19 protein-coding genes, 1 riboswitch and 2 other annotated features are annotated in these 18,940 nt (G+C 39.2%); of the genes, 10 read left to right on the forward strand and 9 right to left on the reverse strand.

What is annotated here, in order from left to right; all coding sequences use genetic code 11:
* Window positions 1–57: 57 nt before the first annotated feature.
* Window positions 58–164: riboswitch (TPP riboswitch) on the reverse strand.
* A gap of 409 nt (window positions 165–573) precedes the next feature.
* Window positions 574–1,173: a TetR/AcrR family transcriptional regulator gene (locus CIL03_RS07995; RefSeq protein ID WP_094885311.1), complete on the forward strand. Its 600-nt coding sequence runs from the start codon at window positions 574–576 to the stop codon at window positions 1,171–1,173.
* An 86-nt stretch (window positions 1,174–1,259) separates the two neighbouring features.
* A complete protein-coding gene (locus tag CIL03_RS19810; protein ID WP_165767917.1) occupies window positions 1,260–1,418 on the forward strand; it encodes a hypothetical protein in 159 nt (52 codons plus the stop codon).
* 76 nt (window positions 1,419–1,494) lie between these two features.
* On the opposite strand, the gene trpA is transcribed toward CIL03_RS19810, so the two are convergent.
* Genes trpA through trpE form a run of 7 tightly spaced genes read right to left on the reverse strand, consistent with a single transcriptional unit; the run spans window position 1,495 to window position 7,888 of the window.
* Window positions 1,495–2,286: a tryptophan synthase subunit alpha gene (gene trpA, locus CIL03_RS08000; protein ID WP_094885312.1), complete on the reverse strand. Its 792-nt coding sequence runs from the start codon at window positions 2,284–2,286 to the stop codon at window positions 1,495–1,497.
* Entirely contained in the window at window positions 2,279–3,484 is a 1,206-nt protein-coding gene (trpB, locus tag CIL03_RS08005) for a tryptophan synthase subunit beta (RefSeq protein ID WP_094885313.1), read from the reverse strand. The genes trpA and trpB overlap by 8 nt, the downstream gene beginning before the upstream one ends.
* Window positions 3,462–4,100 carry a phosphoribosylanthranilate isomerase gene (locus tag CIL03_RS20060; protein WP_240508025.1) on the reverse strand — a complete coding sequence of 213 codons (639 nt, stop codon included), beginning with the start codon at window positions 4,098–4,100 and terminating at the stop codon, window positions 3,462–3,464. The genes trpB and CIL03_RS20060 overlap by 23 nt, the downstream gene beginning before the upstream one ends.
* A gap of 3 nt (window positions 4,101–4,103) precedes the next feature.
* The gene (trpC, locus tag CIL03_RS20065; RefSeq protein ID WP_240508026.1) at window positions 4,104–4,889 is read right to left on the reverse strand and encodes an indole-3-glycerol phosphate synthase TrpC; all 786 of its coding nucleotides are present in this window, start codon (window positions 4,887–4,889) and stop codon (window positions 4,104–4,106) included.
* Window positions 4,890–5,915: an anthranilate phosphoribosyltransferase gene (gene trpD, locus CIL03_RS08015; RefSeq protein WP_094885314.1), complete on the reverse strand. Its 1,026-nt coding sequence runs from the start codon at window positions 5,913–5,915 to the stop codon at window positions 4,890–4,892. It lies immediately after the preceding gene.
* Window positions 5,899–6,501: an anthranilate synthase component II gene (locus CIL03_RS08020; protein WP_094885315.1), complete on the reverse strand. Its 603-nt coding sequence runs from the start codon at window positions 6,499–6,501 to the stop codon at window positions 5,899–5,901. Before CIL03_RS08020 ends, trpD begins: the two co-directional genes overlap by 17 nt.
* Complete coding sequence (gene trpE, locus CIL03_RS08025; RefSeq protein ID WP_094885316.1) at window positions 6,485–7,888, reverse strand: anthranilate synthase component I; 1,404 nt, start codon at window positions 7,886–7,888, stop codon at window positions 6,485–6,487. The genes CIL03_RS08020 and trpE overlap by 17 nt, the downstream gene beginning before the upstream one ends.
* A 64-nt stretch (window positions 7,889–7,952) precedes the next feature.
* Window positions 7,953–8,261 (reverse strand) — a binding site (T-box leader).
* Window positions 8,262–8,311: 50 nt separating this feature from the next.
* Window positions 8,312–8,557: a binding site (T-box leader), on the reverse strand.
* 190 nt (window positions 8,558–8,747) lie between these two features.
* Here trpE and CIL03_RS08030 point away from each other — a divergent pair.
* Genes CIL03_RS08030 through CIL03_RS08040 form a run of 3 tightly spaced genes read left to right on the forward strand, consistent with a single transcriptional unit; the run spans window position 8,748 to window position 12,202 of the window.
* The gene (locus CIL03_RS08030) at window positions 8,748–10,109 is read left to right on the forward strand and encodes a VWA domain-containing protein (RefSeq protein WP_094885317.1); all 1,362 of its coding nucleotides are present in this window, start codon (window positions 8,748–8,750) and stop codon (window positions 10,107–10,109) included.
* A gap of 45 nt (window positions 10,110–10,154) precedes the next feature.
* Window positions 10,155–11,528 carry a sensor histidine kinase gene (locus CIL03_RS08035; protein WP_094885318.1) on the forward strand — a complete coding sequence of 458 codons (1,374 nt, stop codon included), beginning with the start codon at window positions 10,155–10,157 and terminating at the stop codon, window positions 11,526–11,528.
* Window positions 11,529–11,533: 5 nt separating this feature from the next.
* Complete coding sequence (locus CIL03_RS08040) at window positions 11,534–12,202, forward strand: response regulator transcription factor (protein WP_094885319.1); 669 nt, start codon at window positions 11,534–11,536, stop codon at window positions 12,200–12,202.
* Between the two features lie 51 nt (window positions 12,203–12,253).
* Here CIL03_RS08040 and CIL03_RS08045 read toward each other — a convergent pair whose 3' ends face one another.
* Window positions 12,254–12,676 (reverse strand): cupredoxin domain-containing protein, encoded by a 423-nt coding sequence (locus CIL03_RS08045; protein ID WP_165767918.1) that lies wholly within the window; start codon window positions 12,674–12,676, stop codon window positions 12,254–12,256.
* A 302-nt stretch (window positions 12,677–12,978) separates the two neighbouring features.
* On the opposite strand from CIL03_RS08045, the gene ddlA reads away from it, so the two are divergent.
* Window positions 12,979–14,082: a D-alanine--D-alanine ligase gene (gene ddlA / locus CIL03_RS08050; RefSeq protein ID WP_094885321.1), complete on the forward strand. Its 1,104-nt coding sequence runs from the start codon at window positions 12,979–12,981 to the stop codon at window positions 14,080–14,082.
* A 553-nt stretch (window positions 14,083–14,635) separates the two neighbouring features.
* On the opposite strand, the gene CIL03_RS08055 is transcribed toward ddlA, so the two are convergent.
* Window positions 14,636–15,196 (reverse strand): nitroreductase family protein, encoded by a 561-nt coding sequence (locus CIL03_RS08055; RefSeq protein ID WP_094885322.1) that lies wholly within the window; start codon window positions 15,194–15,196, stop codon window positions 14,636–14,638.
* A gap of 407 nt (window positions 15,197–15,603) precedes the next feature.
* Here CIL03_RS08055 and CIL03_RS08060 point away from each other — a divergent pair, with 407 nt between their 5' ends.
* The 4 genes from CIL03_RS08060 to CIL03_RS08075 all read left to right on the forward strand — a co-directional run bounded on the left by CIL03_RS08060 (window position 15,604) and on the right by CIL03_RS08075 (window position 18,752).
* Window positions 15,604–16,641 (forward strand): PTS sugar transporter subunit IIC, encoded by a 1,038-nt coding sequence (locus CIL03_RS08060; protein ID WP_094885323.1) that lies wholly within the window; start codon window positions 15,604–15,606, stop codon window positions 16,639–16,641.
* Between the two features lie 109 nt (window positions 16,642–16,750).
* Window positions 16,751–17,005, forward strand: coding sequence for an amino acid decarboxylase (locus tag CIL03_RS08065; RefSeq protein ID WP_094885324.1), 255 nt, complete (start codon window positions 16,751–16,753; stop codon window positions 17,003–17,005).
* Between the two features lie 387 nt (window positions 17,006–17,392).
* On the forward strand, window positions 17,393–18,094 hold the full coding sequence (locus tag CIL03_RS08070; RefSeq protein ID WP_094885325.1) for a metallophosphoesterase: 702 nt from the start codon (window positions 17,393–17,395) through the stop codon (window positions 18,092–18,094).
* A gap of 205 nt (window positions 18,095–18,299) precedes the next feature.
* Window positions 18,300–18,752, forward strand: coding sequence for a DUF2269 family protein (locus CIL03_RS08075; RefSeq protein ID WP_094885326.1), 453 nt, complete (start codon window positions 18,300–18,302; stop codon window positions 18,750–18,752).
* The last annotated feature ends 188 nt before the right edge of the window (window positions 18,753–18,940 follow it).

Here is an 18,940-nt window from a genome sequence, read left to right on the forward strand (position 1 = left end):
TTCCGAGGGGGAATGCAGTCTGATTGTATGTATAGTTATGGAAAGTAAACTTTAATACATGTTTCGACCACACTTCCCCACGCTGGTATTACCCAGTTCGGGTGCAAAGGGTCAGAACAAATCAGTTCTTCTCAGCCGCTAAAACAGCTCCCCTAGTGCTCACGTTGCTATGCAGTTTTTCTACGTCTATCGTAACATGAATTAAATTTATGTAAAGGCTTTATTTAAAAATACCACATTAGAAAGCTGCTTTTTAAACCGGGGAGTTGATGTAAACTGTGAAAAAAATTGTTCTATGATCCAAAATTCCACTTGATTGTGCAGAAAGGTCACGTAGCATGGTTCTAAAAGCAATAACACTGCTTCCAAAAATTTCTGTGGTGCGCATACATGGTGTGCAGTACCAATAATATATGTTTTTTTAAATAGAAGGATAATAAAGCACTTTATATTCCGTCATTAAATCGTAACAATAAATGTGAGCACATCGGTTGTAAATTGTGTAAAAATCGACTACAATTTATATAAACTATCCAGTCAGTTTTATTCTACAAAAAAGGGCAGGTGCAGGAAATGCCAAGAATTTCAGATGAAGCAAAAGAAGAAAGAAAACTAACATTACTTCAGGCTGCATTGGAGTGTTTTTCTGCAAAAGGATATTATGCTTCCACTGTAGATGATATTGTAAGCTATTCAAAATTAAGCAAAGGATCCTTTTATAATTACTTTGAAAGTAAGGAGGATATATTTATAAATCTCCTGAAAAAGCAAAGAGAAGAGTCTCTCAAAAAACTTAATACAAGTTTGAATATGATTGATAGCCCAATGGAAAAACTGAAATATTGGATTAACTCAGATATTCCGTATGACCTAAACAAGAAAAAGATGATGCGAATCCATATCGAATTTTGGCTTTATTCAACCGACTCACCGGATGTGCAGCATATTCTGACGGATCGTTTTGATATCTTGTTTGGAATGACGAAAGATATCATTATGCAGGGTATAGAAGCAGGCGAATTCAAACAGGATACAGATCCTGAGAAAGCATCCGCGCTGTTTTGGGAATTGCATGATGGAATCTGGCTGCATGCAACAATCGGCTATAATGAAGACAAGGTGGAAAAACGAATCAAAGAAATGGAAGCAGCATTGCTTGCATATTTGACCTAGAACAAAACTACAGTCAAAGAAAATACAATATCATATATATATAAACTGACTAGTCATTTTAAAACAAAAAAGGAAGGTGCAAAACCATGAAATTAAAAAAACTGAACAGTAAAAAAAACCATGCAAAACTATCAGCGCTGAACACTCAAAAATCAAGAGATTATTACTACCAGAAAAATGAAGAACAGCTTCAAAGAGAAAAAACAGCATTAGATTACGATTTTATTCGTTCGTTTGCAAGATAATGAAAACCGGTTGTCTCCCTGAAATTTGAGACAACCGGTTTTTCTATACATCACTAAACGGCCTCTAGCATTTTTACTATGAAACAAATTCAGCAGAAATACTTCCTTTAATTAAGTCCCTGACTTCCTCTTCTTTACCTTGGTGCAAGAGGTCAACTATTTTACTTCCGACAATGACACCATCACAGTGTGCTCCAAGACTATGAGCCTGTTCAATATTGGAAACACCAAAACCTGCCAGTACAGGAACGGAACTGTTTTCTTTCAGCAGCTGGAGATAGTCTTTTACAATTTCATCATGAATGGAGCGTACACCAGTTGTGCCTGTCACTGAAACCGCATAAAGAAAGGCTTCGGTTCGTTTTGAGATTTCCTCGAGTCTGTTTTTGGGACTAGTCATTGCAGCAAGGCGAATAAAAGCGATATTATTTTCTTTTAATGCACCATCAACTATGCCTTCTTCTTCCATCGGCAAATCAGGAATAATGATGCCGTCAACTCCTGAATTCTGACAGTCAGCTGCAAATTTTTCTACCCCATAGCTGTAAATCGGATTTAGATAGGTCATTAAAATGATTGGAATGTTTCGTGTTTCCTGAAAGGTTTTTAGCTGATCTAATACTGCGGCCAATGTTGTTCCATTTTTCAATGCTCGAATTCCTGCTTCCTGTATAGTTGGGCCATCAGCGACCGGATCGGAAAATGGAATGCCAAGTTCAATCGCTGCAGCACCGCATTCTTCCAAAGATGTTATACGTTCTTCTAAAACTTCCAGCCCGCCATCGCCAGCCATGATATATGGAATAAACAATTTTTCATTGGCTGTTTGCTTGTTATGAAATGCCTGTTCCAATTTTTCCTTACCCATGTGATTTTCCCTCCAGTACATTTTTTACTTGTTCGACATCTTTATCACCACGGCCGGAAAGACATATGACGAGTGTTTCGCCCTGTTTCATTTCCTTAGCCAGCTTTACGGCATAAGCTACTGCATGGGCACTTTCAAGTGCGGGAATAATTCCTTCTGTCTTTGATAAAAATTGAAAGGCTTCCAATGCTTCCTGATCAGTGATGGATGTATAAGTAACCCTGTTTGAATCATGTAAATGACTGTGCTCGGGACCTACACCAGGATAATCCAAACCTGCAGAGATTGAAAAGGCCTCTTCAATTTGACCATGATCATCCTGCAGTAAATGTGTTAATGTGCCATGTAATACACCAACACTTCCACTGGATAATGTTGCAGCATGTTTGTTTGTTTCCAAACCGGCGCCACCAGCCTCAACTCCAAATAGCTTCACATCTCCATCCTCGATAAATGGATAAAACATACCCATTGCATTGCTCCCGCCGCCAACACAGGCTACAACTGCATCTGGCAATTTCTGAGTCTGTTCTGTGATTTGCTTTTTTGTTTCCTTTCCTATCACAGCTTGCAGGTCACGGACAATTTTAGGGAAGGGATGCGGACCTACAACAGAACCCAGGATATAGTGGGTATCATTTACATGACTGACCCAGTAACGAAGCGCCTCATTTACTGCATCCTTCAATGTTCCGCTTCCCTGAGATACACTTCGAACCTCTGCTCCCAGCAGTTCCATGCGAAAAACGTTCAGCTTCTGGCGGCGGATGTCTTCCTCACCCATAAATACCACACATTCCAGATCAAGCAATGCACAGACAGTAGCGGTTGCGACACCATGCTGACCGGCTCCTGTTTCCGCCACTACCTTTTTCTTTCCCATTCTCCGTGTTAACAGTGCCTGACCAATGGTGTTATTGATTTTGTGGGCACCTGTATGATTTAAATCCTCCCGTTTCAAATAAATGTCAGGTCCACCGATTTCCTTTGAGATTCCTTCTGCATAATAAAGAGGGGTTTCCCTGCCGACATATTGCTTTAAATAATAATTTAGCTCTTCTATAAATTCAGGGTCATTTATTGCTTTATCATATTCCTTCTCCAGTTCGATTACGGCAGGCATTAATAATTCTGGTATAAAGCGGCCGCCAAAATCACCGTATCTTCCTGTTTCATCAGGCATTGTATATGTTGTCAATGGACTCATCCTTTCCAAAGCTTTTAACAGTTTTAATAAATCTCTTAATCTTCGAGAGGTCTTTCACGCCATTCGTTTCCACACCACTGGATACATCAACACCAGCTGGCATTACAAGTTTCATAGCCTTTGTTACATTTTCCGGGGAAAGTCCCCCGGCTAATAATAATTTTGATGGATCAAGTGACAGCTTTTCGGTCAAGTTCCAATCAAATGTTGTACCATTTCCCCCGCGGTTTTTCCCGAAAGGGCTATCGAGCAGATAATAATCACATGGGTATTTCTGGATATTTGTAAGACGGTCAGGGTCCATCGGAAATGCTTTAATAATTTTGTATGGCAGACTTTCTGCAACCTCAGGTGGCTCATCACCATGGAGCTGAATAAGATCCAATCCTGCTGTTTCAGCAATTTCCAGCATTCTTTCCACCGTTTCATTTACAAAAACGCCAACCTTTTGAACAGAAGAGGGGAGCGATTCCGCTATTTTCGCAGCATCTTCAGGTGCAATCTGACGTTTTCCAGATGCAAAAACAAAACCAATATAGTCTGCACCGGCCTGAGCAGCAGTTATTGCAGCATCTTCGTTTTTAATTCCACAAATTTTAGTAAGCATCCTCTAATTCGCTCCTTTCGTAAATGCAGGGATTTGTAAATCCTGAAAGGTTTGGGATAAATCAGCTGATTGCATCAATGTTTCCCCAACTAATATGGCATCTGCCCCAGCTTCTCTAACCTGCACAACATCATCTTGCGTTTTTATTCCACTTTCACTGATTAGAATTGTTTCTTTATTTGTTACCATGGAGGCTAGGTTTTTGGTTGTTTCCAGACTGACATCAAATGTATTTAAATTTCGATTGTTGATGCCGATAATGTCCGGATTAAGTTCTAGTACACGCAGCATCTCTTCTTCATTATGAACTTCACATAAAACTTCCAGTTCACGGTTCTCTGCATAATCATATAGTCCTTTCAATTCGGTATCGGATAAAGCTGCGGCGATCAGCAGAATAATATTGGCGCCAGCTGCTTTGGCTTGATCAATCTGAACGGGATCAATAATAAAATCTTTGCACAAGATAGGCAGATCGACTGCATTTCTTACTGCTTTTAAATCCTCCATTGAGCCATTAAAAAAGGTTTTATCCGTTAATACAGAAATGGCTCCGGCACCCAATGCCTCATATTTTTTAGCTTGTGCTACAGGATCAACCTTCATATCAATTGCTCCTTTTGAGGGGGAGGATCGTTTGATTTCAGAAATAACCGTTATATTCCGGGAAGATTTTACTCTTTCTTTAAAGGTTATATTTTTTTTGTTTAAGAATTGATCAAACGTTTGATTAACTAATTGTGCGACTTCTTTTTCCTTTTGCACCAGGATTTTCCTAAGAATTGACATTTATAACACCCCACTAGGAATTTTTCTGCTGTATTCTATCAGTCTCTGTAATCTTTCCATCGCTGCCCCAGATTCGATGCTTTCTCTTGCCATTTGGATGCCGGATTTAATCGTTTTCGCTGCACCGTTGGCAAATAAACCAAGTCCAGCGTTTAAAAGTACAGTGTCAAAATAAGCACCCTTTTTCCCGCTTAATACACCCTGTAAGATTACTGCATTATCTTTTGCATCACCGCCGCGGATTTCTTCATTTTGGTAGACTGGCAAATCAATCTCTTCCGGACTCAATGTAAATGGTGTCAGTTTACCTTCATCAAGGATGACAAGATGATTTACACCTGCAAGTGATGCTTCATCCATAAACCCTGCTCCATTTACAACCACTGCACGGCGCCTACCTAATTTTCTTAGTGCCTCTCCGAGCATTTGCACCATATCTCGCTGGTAAACACCAAGTAACTGTGAATCCAATGGGACAGGATTTGTTAATGGACCAATTGCATTAAAAATAGTTGGCAATCCCAGATCTTTTCTAACCTTGGAAAAGGGCTTTAATGCTTTATGAACATGTGGAGCAAATAAAAAGGCAATTTTATTTTCATTCAGCATTTCTTCCACATGATCATTTGTAAATGAAAGGGACACACCTAAATGCTCCAGTACATCTGCACTTCCTGTTTTACTTGAAATACTGCGGTTTCCATGCTTGGCAACAGTTATCCCTGCACCAGCGATGACGAATGCAGATGTTGTGCTGATATTAAAGCTGTAAGATTGATCTCCTCCCGTACCGCAATTATCCATTGCATTTGTTATAGCTGTTGTCTGAAACATTGATTGGGATCGGATAACATCAACCATTCCGGCTATTTCATCTGCAGTTTCACCTTTGGATTGCAATGCCGTTAAGAAAGCGGCAATTTCTGATTCCGTTATAGCATCTGTAAAGCAGTATTTTGTTGCATCCTTCATTTCCTCTACGGTCAAATTTTCCTGCCTGATTAATTTCTCAAGATAATTTTTCATTCTGATGGATCTCCCTTCCAATTTCCTCTAAGAAATTTCGAATAATTTGCTTGCCTGTTTTTGTTCCAATCGATTCTGGATGAAACTGTACACCATATACAGGGTAAGAATGATGTTTGATTGCCATAATTTCATTATCTTCCAATGACGTTGCTGCTATCTCCAGCTCATGCGGCAGCGTCAGCTTATCAATGACATAGGAATGATAGCGCATTACCTCAAGAGGCTGGGATAGGTAACTGAAAATCCCCAGGCCATTATGAGTAATAAGTGAGGTTTTTCCATGCTTGATCTGTTTTGCCTTTCTTAGTTCAGCGCCCAGTGCCTCACCAATAATCTGATGCCCCAGACAGATGCCGAGAATTGGAATATCCTTGTAAAATGCTTTGACAAGTTCTATGCATATTCCGGCTTTCTCGGGTAATCCCGGTCCTGGCGAGATAATAATTGCCTCTGGCTGAAGTGCTTCAATTTGCCCAAGGGACAACTGATTGTTCCGGATCACCTCAACTTCAATACCTTCCTCGGAAAAATACTGATAAATATTAAATGTGAATGAATCAAAGTTATCAATTAACAGAATCAATTTGGTACACCTCCATAAGGGATTTTGCTTTTTGCAGTGTTTCCTGATATTCCTTCACCGGTACCGAGTCATAAACGATCCCAGCACCGGCCTGAAGATATGCGCAGTCTTCTTTAATAACAAGTGATCTGATGGCAAGTGCTATATTTAAATCATGGTTGAAATTGATATAGCCAATTCCACCGGCATAAACACCACGTTTCTTTTCTTCTAAGTCATTAATAATTTGCATTGCCCGGATTTTTGGTGCCCCTGAAACAGTTCCGGCCGGCAAGCAGGAAATCAAAGCATCCAAGCCTGATTGATTCTCTTTTAATCTGCCTTTCACTTCAGAAACAATGTGCATGACATGCTGGTATTTTTCTATTTTCATATAGGTTGGAATGGTAATACTGCCAATCTCACAGACCCGGCCAAGATCATTCCTGCTTAAATCTACCAGCATCCGGTGTTCGGCAATCTCCTTTTCGTCTGCAAGAAGATCCTTTATGAGTGCTTCATCTTCCTGGGCTGTTTCCCCGCGGGCCCGAGTGCCGGCAATCGGATTTGTAACAGCATCCCTTCCAGTTGTCTGGATCAAACTCTCCGGAGATGCTCCCAAAACCAGATATTCTTCAAAATTGATATAAAACATATATGGTGAAGGATTTGCCCTTCGAAGCCTTCGGTAAAAGGAAAGCGGTTCTCCATTCATTTTTGCTTTCATTTTCTGTGATAGGACTACCTGGAAAATATCTCCCTGGTGAATTTTTTCTTTGGCTATCTTGACCTTTTCAATAAATTGCGCTTCAGTCATTTCCGGTTCAAAATCAATGCTGGATGGATTCTCTTCCGCTGGATCAGGTTTTGTGGTTATGTTGTTTCGCAAAAATTTCAGCCTTTCATCCAGCAAAAATTCGGATTGTTGATCCGGGTTTGTAACGACTGCAAACACTGTTTCCTCTGAATGATCAAAAATGATGACATCTTTATAAACCATAAAATGGATGTCAGGCATATTCAGGTCGTCCATTAGGGAAAGCCCAATATCTTCATACTGCCGAATAGTATCATAGCCGATGTATCCAACAGCTCCACCATGAAAAGGGAGGGGGAGATCAATTTCAAGCTTTGGAAAATGTTCTCTCATATAATCAAGTGCGTTCTGACTACGGTACTCTGTATGGCCACTTTCAGGGTTTTTAATAATCGTGTTATTTCCATCCCCGATTACCTCTTGATAAGGCCCTGATCCAATAAATGAATATTTGCCTTTTTCCACATGCTGGAAGGTGCTTTCCAATAGAAACTTTTTATTCCCTGCTAAGCTTTGAAAAATCCCAATCGGAGTTAACGTGTCCGCGTTCAATTTGATAAATTTATAGGGAATTGCCTGGCTGTTTTTCATTATTTTCTCCTTTCTTTTACAGAAGATAAAAAAGTCCTCTATAAACACGTTGAAACTTGTGTTTATAGAGGACGAATATATCCGCGGTGCCACCTCTTTTGAAAAGAACTAATGTAAATTCTTTTCATCTTATTCGGATACGGAGACCTTTAGGAGACAATTCAGCTGATGCTCCTATTTTTCTCGATGTCCTATCCGTATAACGGCGGAATTCCGTGTTTCCCTACTCTGCTTTTGAACGTTAATCTTTGCTTCATTTAAGGAAACCTCTCGTAAGTCCATTCAGCATTGCTCTACGTACTGGAATCTCACCAACACCAGCTCTCTTTAACGCTTCACCTAATGCTTACTCCTCTTACTCAAGCGATTTTACTTATTAAATTTTAGACACAATCCAAAAGAATACAAAAAGGCCCCGCATCCGAAAAGGACGAGGGACCGTGGTACCACCTTTATTAGCTGAAAACAGCTCACTTTAGCAATATCAGACAATCATGCCTAATATTCGTCTCGTATAACGATGAGACCTGTTCGCCAAAGCCTACTGTATTTATGGTTCGGTTTGGAAGCTCAGAAGCCCATTCATCTATCCGTATCACACTGGTTCACACCAACCACCAGCTCTCTTTAGTGTTCAAATAGATTACTCTTCTTCGTCAACGCTCAAATTAATTAAGTTATTGCAATTAATATTAGAAGAGTCTGAAATAAAAGTCAAGTGTTTTCTTGAGAATTTATCTTTTTTTAGTTTTAGTTTCTGAAGAAAATAAATAATGACCATTTTCGATAATCCGTTGATATTATTCAATCTAATAGTCTATTATTATAGTAGTGAAAATCCATGTGAGGTGGAGTACATATGAAAAAAGTAATCATTTTATTATTCAGCAGTATTGTTTTAGCTGCCGGCTGCGGGGAAGAGGAACCAGCAGAAACAGATAAAAAAGAACCAGTTGAAAAGGAAGAAACAGTGGAGACCAACTGGTGGGAGGAAGAAGCAGAAACCTACCAGTTAGCAGATTTGCCTCGTGAATTAGAAGGTTTAGAACAAGAATTGGTAATCAAAGAAGGAATGTACAGCGGGGATAACTATGACGTGGCTGCTGCAAAGGAAAAGTTGAATGAACTGCCTGTTGATGTTAATGAGGAAGAGCTTGAATCGGCAATTTTACAATTAATTCGCGAAGACTATCATCAGGAAGTAGAAACATTTGTAACTTTTGATCCTACTGTACAAATTGATCAGGACAGCCCAAATGAAGAAGTGGAAAAGCCAACTGCAGAGACTGCTATGTCGACCACTCATTTTGCTATTTTGCTGGATGCCAGCGGGAGTATGAATGCGGAAAGTGATGGAACGTCCAGAATGGAACTCGCAAAAGAGGCAATTAATGATTTTATTGAAATTTTACCGGAAAACAGTACCGTTTCACTGCGTGTATATGGACATGAGGGAACAGGAACAGACGAGGATAAAGAAAAATCTTGTAAGTCAACTGAGACATTATATAATGGGGAGATGGACCAGAAAGAATTTTCAAATGCACTTGAAGGGGTTACTCCGGCAGGATGGACACCTATTGCCAATGCATTGAAAGAATCGGAAAAGGATATCCCTGATGCTGCATCAAATGCAATAGTCTATGTTGTAAGTGACGGAATCGAAACATGCGATGGTGACACGGTTGCTGAAGCTGAACAATTAAATAAACAGGGAGTGGAGCCAATAATTAATATTATTGGGTTTCAGGTTGATGATGAGGCACAAAAGCTATTAAAACAGGTCGCTGAAGCAGGGCAGGGTGAATTCACCTATGCCGGCAATAAACAGGACCTGGATGATTACTGGCAGAAAGAATATGATCGCATGCAATCAGCTTGGGAAGAATGGCAGCGGGAAGGAATGAAAAAAGCTGATGAAATTTCGAAGGAACTTATGGAGCAAGCCGATAAAACAGGTAAATCTATTATGGATAAATCTGATTTGGAATTTAAGCGGGCTGAAGAACTGATCGATTATTTGACAAGTGAACTCGAAATGGCCAATGCGGATAATCTTTGGAGCAAGTTCTATGAACGCTCTACTTCCATTTGGAGCTACGGCTATGATAATCAGACAAAAAATTGGGGGGAGGCATATGAAAACGGAAATGACGCATGGCGATATTTTTATGAAACAGGCAATGAGAAGTGGACTGAGTATTATAATAAAATGAATTAATAGAGGATGTACAAAAAAGATGACAGTTATATAATGAGGTTGCTTATGTTTAACAAACTATCACTAAAAACGGGATTTCTATTTTTTGTATTCATTTTAGTCATAGAGTTGCTTCTCTTTTTTATTTTATATACAACCCTGGCGAGTGATCGGGTTGATAGTGTTAAAGACAATTTGCTTTCCCGCGGGAATTCACACAGTGCAGTACTGGAAGATTACTATGAGGAGACAACGCTGGAACATGTTGCGCGAATGGAATCTGCTTCAGAATATACGGTAGTCATTACAGATGGAAATGGTGCTATTATCACTTCATCTGATCCGGTTGATGATGAAATGAAAAGCATTATGGAAAATAGGTATGATGAAACAGAACCGTCTACGGGGGGGATTGCAGAAGGGGACTGGCAGCAGGAACGGTATATTGCTTCTGCCAGTCCGATAATAATCAATGGAAATACCACTGGTTATGTATATATGTTTGCTGATACAAACAGTGTTAGAGAACTTATTGAAAAGTTAAGTGGCCAGTTCGCGGTAATCTTCTTTATTACAGTTGTTTTAACGATTATTACTACATTTATTTTGTCGAGATTTATTACATTGCCATTAATTCGACTGAAGGATGCTACCGAAAAGCTTAGCAGTGGACAACGTGTTGAACTTTACACCGAACGAAAGGATGAACTTGGAGAATTAGCAGCATCCATTGCTGATTTATCCAGTGAATTGGAGCATTTGAAGACCGCCAGAAATGACTTTTTAGGAAGTATTTCACATGAGCTGAGAACACCGTTAACCTATATTAAGGGCTATGCGGACATTATTAATCGGCAGGATCTCTCGAAGGATGAAATAAAAGAATATACCGCAATTATCCGGGAAGAAACGGAACATTTAACTTTGCTGATTAAGAATCTGTTTGAATTGGCAAAAATGGATCAGAATAAGTTTTCGATCGAACGCAAGCAAATACATCTGCAGGTTCTGATCAATTCTATCGCACATCGAATAACTACTGTATTTGCAGAGAAGGGGATTGCCTTTTCCTGGCAGTGTCCTGATGATATATTGGTATACATTGATGCTGAGCGTTTTGAACAGGTTCTGATAAATATTCTGGATAATGCTTTGAAATATTCTTCTGAAGACAGTTCTGTTCATTTAGAGGTATGTCAATCTGCGGAAAGTACCGAAATCACTGTCTCTGATCAAGGTGATGGAATACCCGAAAAAGATGTTCCATTTCTATTCGATCGTCTATACCGTGTTGAAAAATCCCGTTCAAGGAATAGTGGAGGAACCGGGTTAGGATTAGCTATTTCCAAAGAGATTGTGGAAGCCCATGGGGGAACAATACAAATAGAAAGCGAACTGAATAAAGGAACTACCGTTATAATAAAGCTGCCTATGGAGTGATTTTGTTGAAAAAGGTTTTATTGATAGATGATGAAAAACGAATGCTGAATTTGCTTGCATTATACCTGAGGCCGCATCATTATGATTGCATAAAAGTACAGCAAGCAAATGAAGCACTTGAATATATACGAGAAGAAACATTCGATATTGTACTGCTGGATATCATGATGCCGGAGATGAATGGCTGGGAGCTTTGTCGGGAAATCAGGCGTTTTTCCAATGTGCCAATCATTATGGTATCAGCACGTGAAGAAAAGGAAGACATCATTAAAGGGCTGAAACTAGGTGCAGATGATTATATTACAAAGCCTATTGATGAAGGGGAATTACTGGCAAGAATAGAAGCCTTGCTGCGCAGAAATGCAAGGGGGAATCAAATTGAAACAAATGGTTTATTATGGGATGAGGAGCGCTATGAGCTTACCTTTAAAAATAAGCCGATTAAACTGACTCCAAAGGAATTTACGATGGCAGGGCATTTAATGAAACATTCCAACCAGGTATTTTCCCGTGAACAGCTGATCGATTTAATTTGGGGGATTGATTCAGAAACAGAGGGCAGGACGATTGATTCGCATGTTCGTAATATGAGGGATAAGATCAGACGGGCTGGCTTTCCAATTGACGATCACTTCAAAACCGTTTGGGGTGTCGGGTATAAATGGATAATTTAAAAAAGGCTGTTTCCCAATTAACACTTTTGGGAGACAGCCTTTTTAAATTTATTAAATTACAACCAATGTTGCTGTCATATCACCATGGCCGTCACCACAGAAGATATTACAGTAAATAGTATATTCACCAGGCTCTTCTGGAATAAATGTTACTTCTCCTTCAGATTGAAGGTTTACATCGAACTCATCAATGGATATTCCATGGTTTCCTTCTTCATTGGTTAGTGTTAAAGTAACTTCTTCCCCGGCTTTTACAACAAATTCATCCTGACCTAAATCAAAATTGGTTGCAACAACATTCACTTCATTGCTTGCTTCCTGATCAGATGCTGCTTCTGTATCATCAGCTTGTTCCTCAGTGGCACTTTCGTCAGTATCTGCTGTGTCAGAAGATGCATCACTGCTGTCACCGCCACATGCTGCAAGGAATAAAATTAAACTAAAAAATAATACTGCCAGTAGACTTTTCTTCAAAATAAGTCCCTCCCATTTATTTTTGCCATTATTTCAGCAAAAGTAAAATATTTTTAAGGTGTTTATATAAGAAAAACCTTAAGTAATGGGGTGAAAATAAATAAGGCTTTTCTCTTAAATACCTTTTCAATAGTAATTATAGGGAGTAATTGTGCATTTTTTATCGAGAAAATAATACAGAAAGATGAACATTATTTTTAAAAGTTTTGTCCATCCTGAATAGTTTTTTTCTTCTTAAAGCAAGCAGTTTTATGCTATCTTTAATATATAGATTTTTTAAGGCTAAGAAAGGGAGTCAGAAAATGGCGAAGAAGAAGGTTGGAATTATTTTCGGTGGAAAGTCTGCAGAGCATGAAGTTTCTCTACAGTCTGCCAAAAATATTGTTGAAGCAATCGATAAATCGAAATTTGATGTTATATTAATAGGCATTGATAAAAATGGGAAATGGCATTTAAATGATCAATCATCCTATCTGCTGAATGCTGAAAATCCAAAACTGATTCAATTAAATAAATCGAATGATCCAATTGCAATTGTCCCGGGGGAAATGGATAAACAGATGATTCATGCTGAAAATGCTAGGCAGCTGGAACAATTGGATGTTGTTTTTCCAATTGTACATGGAACTTTAGGAGAGGATGGAAGTTTGCAGGGGATGCTGCGTTTGGCTAATCTTCCGTTTGTTGGTCCAAGTGTTCTGAGTTCATCGATTTGTATGGATAAAGATATTGCCAAACGTCTTCTGAAAGATGCGGGAATAAATGTAGCCAAAGGACTGACATATACAAGTGCTAGGAAGGATAAAGTCAGCTATGAGGAAGCGGCAGCTTATTTAGGAACACCCATGTTTATCAAACCGGCAAATCAGGGCTCTTCCGTAGGTGTAAGCAAGGTATCCACTAAGAGGGAATTTGAAGCAGGAATCGAGTCTGCCTTTCAATATGATCATAAACTTATCGTAGAGGAAAGCATTGTTGGACGGGAAATCGAATGCTCCGTGCTGGGGAATACGGACCCCAAGGCTTCGCAGCTAGGTGAAATTTTACCGCATACGGAATTTTACTCGTATCAATCTAAATATATTGATGAAAAAGGTGCCGAGCTTGCCATACCTGCAGAACTCTCAGATGAAGTTACAAAGGAAATGCAAAAAGCTGCCGTCAAGGCATTCGAAACACTGCAGTGTGAGGGACTTGCAAGAGTAGATTTCTTTCTGACCAAAGCTGGGGATATCTATGTAAATGAAGTAAATACATTGCCTGGGTTCACGAAAATAAGCATGTATCCGAAACTGTGGGAGATAAGCGGAATCAGCTATCCGGATTTGATCAAACGTTTGATTGAACTTGCAATCGAGCGTCATGAAAGGGATAGTTCATTAAGAAGTACAGTATGGGATGACTAATAAAAAGCCTTGAGAATGCCAGGTTTTCAAACGATTATTTTTTGCAGAAAATGTCTGCAGAGGTCGTGCGAACTCCGTGTTAAACTCGTGCCACACTCGTGGAAAGTCGTGCGATCACCATTAAAAGTCGAGCGGCCTCCATTAAAAGTCGCGCGATAGCAATGCTATAATTGAATATCGCTCAACTTTTAGTCAGGGTCGCACAACTTCCTATCGGGTTCGCGCGACTTTCTTTATAGGTAAAGAAAGCATAAATTTTGCAGCAATTCATTCTTGGACATAAACTGCCACGTCCAGCTCCAGCGCCCAGAGACTAGCGAACTTCCTTCACCTCCGTACGATAAGTCAACACCGACTCTGGTTTTAAGGAGGGCCTACTAAAAGCGGCTTCGCCAACGTCGGCATAGCCCTTTGAAAAGGGGCATGTTTCCTTTTAGGTGAACTGGCTTGTCGCCCATAAGGTGAAAGCCTAGTGAACCTTATACTTTGGAGTGAATCTCCTACGGCTCAGTCCAGTTCGTACGTCTCTAAACGGGCGCTTGCGCTTTTGTTCTTATCCTTCAAATCTTGTGAATTTATCATCAATCGAGACACGGTCCTTCTTAATCGGCTTTTTATCAAAATAGCCAAGATGAACGAAGCCTGCTATCTTTTCATTATCGCCAACGTTCAAAATTTCTTTTACCTTAGGATCATAAATATGCGGATTTGTTTTCCATACAACCCCAAGCTGTTTTTCCCATGCAAGCAGCCAGAAATTCTGAATCATTGTGGCAACTGCACCGAAGTTTTCTTCCCATTGCTTCTGTATTTCAGGTTCTTCCATAAGTACGATTAGAAATGCGTTAGGTTCATTTAAATATGCCTCACGATTTTGCTGCCTTTCCTCGGGATATGTTGCTGCAACTTGCTTTGCAAAGTTTTCTTTCTGGTCTGCCCCTACAAAAATAAAACGCCATGGCTGTCGCATTCCGTGAGTTGGTGCCCAAATTGCATCATCCAATAATTTTCTCACTGTTTCTTCAGTTACCTCTTTATCATTATATCCTTTTTTTACTGCACGTCGTTCCCGAATGATTCTTGCCAATTCAGATTGCTGTTTTACTTGTTCCATTGATATTCCTCCCCATTGCTCAATCTATTTATATATATTTAATTGATAACTATTATCAATTAAATTGTAGCTTATTAACTGACAAAAAGCAATTGGATAGGGCAGTCCTGCTCATCAATCAGTTTACTATTCAGCAAAAATATTTGTCACGCATTTACGGGCTTTAATACCCCCACCTCCAAGCGTGAGAATTCCCAAACGTGAAGGTGGGGGATAAACAGCCCGTAAATTTCCTGATTCTGTTCAACTAACATTCAGTAGAGGTGGAAGGGAAACCTCACTGAATGGAGTTTTACTTTATAAAAACACTTGATATGCTGGATAAATAACGTAATAATAGAAGTTGGTGAAAATGATGGATTATTATTAAGTGATTTGTGAATTTATGCACAAGTGGGAGGTTAAAAATGAAAGCGTTTTTCAAAAGAAAAGGGGTATCACTTTCCATTAGGGAATATTTGATTACAGCATTAAGTTATATGGCTTTAGGGCTGTTTTCATCATTAATCATTGGACTGATAATTAAAACGGCTGGTGAGGAAATCGTAATCAATTTTGCTCCAATACTTGGAGAGTCATTAATAGAAATGGGAAGCTTTGCAATGGAAACAAAAATAATGGGAGGGGCTATCGGAGTTGCAATAGCTTATGGCTTGAAGGCTCCGCCATTAGTGTTATTTTCTGCATTATTTGCTGGAGCATTTGGAGCAGAGCTAGGCGGTCCTGCAGGAAGCTATATCACCGCACTTCTGGCAACTGAGTTTGGAAAACTGGTGTATAAAGAAACACGCGTTGACATTATCGTTACACCACTTGTAACAATAATTATTGGCTTTTTGACAGGGAAATTTATCGGACCGCCTATTAATACGTTTATGCTCTGGTTTGGGGAGGTTATTAACTGGTCAACTGCACAGCAGCCATTGGTTATGGGAATCCTTGTCGCAATCCTTATGGGTGTTGCTTTGACGGCACCAATCTCCTCAGCAGCAATTGCAATTATGCTCTCACTGGATGGACTTGCTGCTGGTGCAGCAACTATAGGCTGTGCGGCACAGATGATTGGCTTTGCAGCAGCAAGTTACCGTGACAATGGGATTGGCGGATTTTTAGCCCAGGGGGTCGGCACCTCCATGCTTCAAGTAGCAAATATACTAAAAAAGCCTTTAATCATTTTACCCCCAACGATCGCTGGAGCAGTACTTGCCCCTTTTGCCACTGTTTGGCTGGAATTGACTAACAACGCTTCAGGTGCTGGAATGGGGACAAGCGGCTTTGTTGGGCAGATTATGACATTGGAATCGATGGGATTTTCGATGAGTATATTTTGGAGTATTTTAATTTTGCATTTTATTGCCCCAGCATTAATCAGCCTGGTAATTGCTGAATGGTTCCGGAAAAAAGGCTGGATTAAACCAGGCGATATGAAAATTAATTATGAATAGGGACACAAATCCAATCGTGATTCACATCACATTTTCCTTGCATTAATTCGATTATACTAATACTGAATTTCAATTAAATTGATCAGTTTATTAAAAGGGGATGGAAATATTGCTGGACGTAAAATTTGAAGGAAAAAAAGCTGTGATTGATGTGCGTGAAAGGATATTAAACGGGGAACATCCTCGAAATGAGATTTTTGAATATGTAAAACAAGCATCGATAGGGACTATTTTTGAAATACATGTACCAAAACGAGCACAGCCATTAGTGAATGGGCTGGAAAGCTTTGGTTTGAATGTTATTGTGAATGAAATTGGGCCGGCCCATTATATGCTGGTCGCAGCAAAACTGGAAGAAATATAAAGAATTAAAACAGCTATTCGTTGCAAATTTCCTGAATAGCTGTTTTAATTTTCATAAAAATGGATATTTTGTATCATTTACGAACTAGTAAAAGAGTAGTACACTTTTATACTGATAGGAATGAATAACTTTTTATGGAAACCAGTATAAGAACAACTAAGGCTTGGCGAAAAGCCAAGTTTTCTAATAGCTTAGAATTTATAAAATTTGCAAGCTGTGGATAACTGAACGACTGAATCAGCCACGTCCGGCTCCAGCGCCCAGCAACTAGCAGATCTTTTGGTGGGGCGAACGGAGTGCAGTCCCAAAGTGCTCCAGTTTGTACGTTGCTAAACGGCCGCTTGCACCTTTGTTCTAAAATAATGTGTAAAAAAGGAGTTTTTTGAAATGCGCACCTTTTTTATAAGCGATATTCATGGGAATTTTTGTGCGTTTAAAAAATTAATAGATCATGTTAAATTTTCCCCTGGAAATGACAAGCTCATCATTGGCGGTGACATGATTAATATGGGTCCCAGAAGTGCACCTATGCTGCAATGGGCAAGAGATCATAATAAAAGCTATCCGGATACTGTACATATTTTAGCAGGAAATCATGAAGAAATGATGGTCTGGTTTATAAACGAACTATCCCCGATATGGATGGAATTTGGAGGGGATGAAACAATAGGTAGTTTCAAAAAGGTCTACGGGAGTGAAAACGGCTGGGACATGGCCGAAGATTACGCTTCCTGGCTGGAAACCCTGCCATTGGTTTATGAGGATGAAAATGGAATTTATACACATGCTGGAATCGACCTGGATAATGATACAGAAAATCAGTCGCGGGAAATTATCTGGATGAATAAGAAGGAATTAATGCAGCTTGACGAACAGAATGTACATAATTGGAGTAAAGGGAAGCTGATTTATCGAGGACATAATCCATCTTACAAAGTGCAATTGGAAAAAGGGTTTGTAAACTGCGATCTTGGAATTAGTGTGCTGGAAAACGATGCTGCTGCATTGGCATTAATAGAAGTTAAAAGAAACCGATATTTCAGGTGCAATATGAATGGGGATATATCTGTACATAGCATTGAGAAGTAAAGGTAAAGACTTAGGATGCTGTTGAAGCAGAGAAACTTCAATTAGTGGGGATCTTTTATCTTTCATTGGTTGTTAGATGCGGGATAAATTTGTCACGATTTTGATGAAATTTATATAAAATATGTGTGGAAAGTCACAGTCAAGGATATACCTAAATAGTGTATGATGATGGTGCAAGGGATTTTATTATTTGGGGGTAGGATCCGTGACTTTATATAATACACTTGTTTTTATTCATGTTTTTTCTGCAATACTTGGTCTTGGCCCGGGATTTGTAATGATTTATATTGTTACAAAAGCAACGACAATGACTGAGCTGAAACATGCATACATCATTCGAAACAGATTACATATTTTTGTAATGGTTGGCGGCACATTGCTGTTAATTACAGGATTGTGGATGGGGCTGCTGAACCCATATCTTTTCTCGCAAGGATGGTATATTACTAGTTTATTCCTGTTTTTAACCGGCCTTGCTTTTGGGCCAATTGTTCTGTCACCAAGATCGAAACCAATTAAGTCATTGCTCAAGGAATATAAAGGTGACGAAATTCCAGAAGAATATTTTATGCTTTCCAAAAAGTTATTCTTTTTTGAGCGGATCGAAAATGTATTATTTTTGATTGTTATTGCTTTGATGATTACAAAACCATTTTAGATAGAAAAACGCATTTCTGGCATCAAAGCAGAAATGCGTTTTTATAATATTAAATTAAAGTACAGGCACCTGTCCAAATTCACTTTTCACCATGTCTGCAGGTTTAAGGTTATAAAAATTTGGCAATTGTCCATTGCAAAGGTATAAAAAACATGGTATAGTCAGTAAAATTAATTTCAGAAAGGAAA

It is taken from the genome of Virgibacillus indicus (assembly GCF_002266285.1).
Taxonomy (GTDB): domain Bacteria; phylum Bacillota; class Bacilli; order Bacillales; family Amphibacillaceae; genus Virgibacillus_K; species Virgibacillus_K indicus.

Excerpts from the sequence above, each read along its gene's own strand:
- CIL03_RS07995 (WP_094885311.1), top strand. The coding sequence starts at position 574 with ATGCCAAGAATTTCAGATGAAGCAAAAGAAGAAAGAAAACTAACATTA.
- CIL03_RS19810 (WP_165767917.1), top strand. The coding sequence starts at position 1,260 with ATGAAATTAAAAAAACTGAACAGTAAAAAAAACCATGCAAAACTATCA.
- trpA (WP_094885312.1), bottom strand. The coding sequence starts at position 2,286 with ATGGGTAAGGAAAAATTGGAACAGGCATTTCATAACAAGCAAACAGCC.
- CIL03_RS20060 (WP_240508025.1), bottom strand. The coding sequence starts at position 4,100 with ATGCTTACTAAAATTTGTGGAATTAAAAACGAAGATGCTGCAATAACT.
- trpC (WP_240508026.1), bottom strand. The coding sequence starts at position 4,889 with ATGTCAATTCTTAGGAAAATCCTGGTGCAAAAGGAAAAAGAAGTCGCA.
- trpD (WP_094885314.1), bottom strand. The coding sequence starts at position 5,915 with ATGAAAAATTATCTTGAGAAATTAATCAGGCAGGAAAATTTGACCGTA.
- trpE (WP_094885316.1), bottom strand. The coding sequence starts at position 7,888 with ATGAAAAACAGCCAGGCAATTCCCTATAAATTTATCAAATTGAACGCG.
- CIL03_RS08030 (WP_094885317.1), top strand. The coding sequence starts at position 8,748 with ATGAAAAAAGTAATCATTTTATTATTCAGCAGTATTGTTTTAGCTGCC.
- CIL03_RS08035 (WP_094885318.1), top strand. The coding sequence starts at position 10,155 with ATGTTTAACAAACTATCACTAAAAACGGGATTTCTATTTTTTGTATTC.
- ddlA (WP_094885321.1), top strand. The coding sequence starts at position 12,979 with ATGGCGAAGAAGAAGGTTGGAATTATTTTCGGTGGAAAGTCTGCAGAG.
- CIL03_RS08055 (WP_094885322.1), bottom strand. The coding sequence starts at position 15,196 with ATGGAACAAGTAAAACAGCAATCTGAATTGGCAAGAATCATTCGGGAA.
- CIL03_RS08060 (WP_094885323.1), top strand. The coding sequence starts at position 15,604 with ATGAAAGCGTTTTTCAAAAGAAAAGGGGTATCACTTTCCATTAGGGAA.
- CIL03_RS08070 (WP_094885325.1), top strand. The coding sequence starts at position 17,393 with ATGCGCACCTTTTTTATAAGCGATATTCATGGGAATTTTTGTGCGTTT.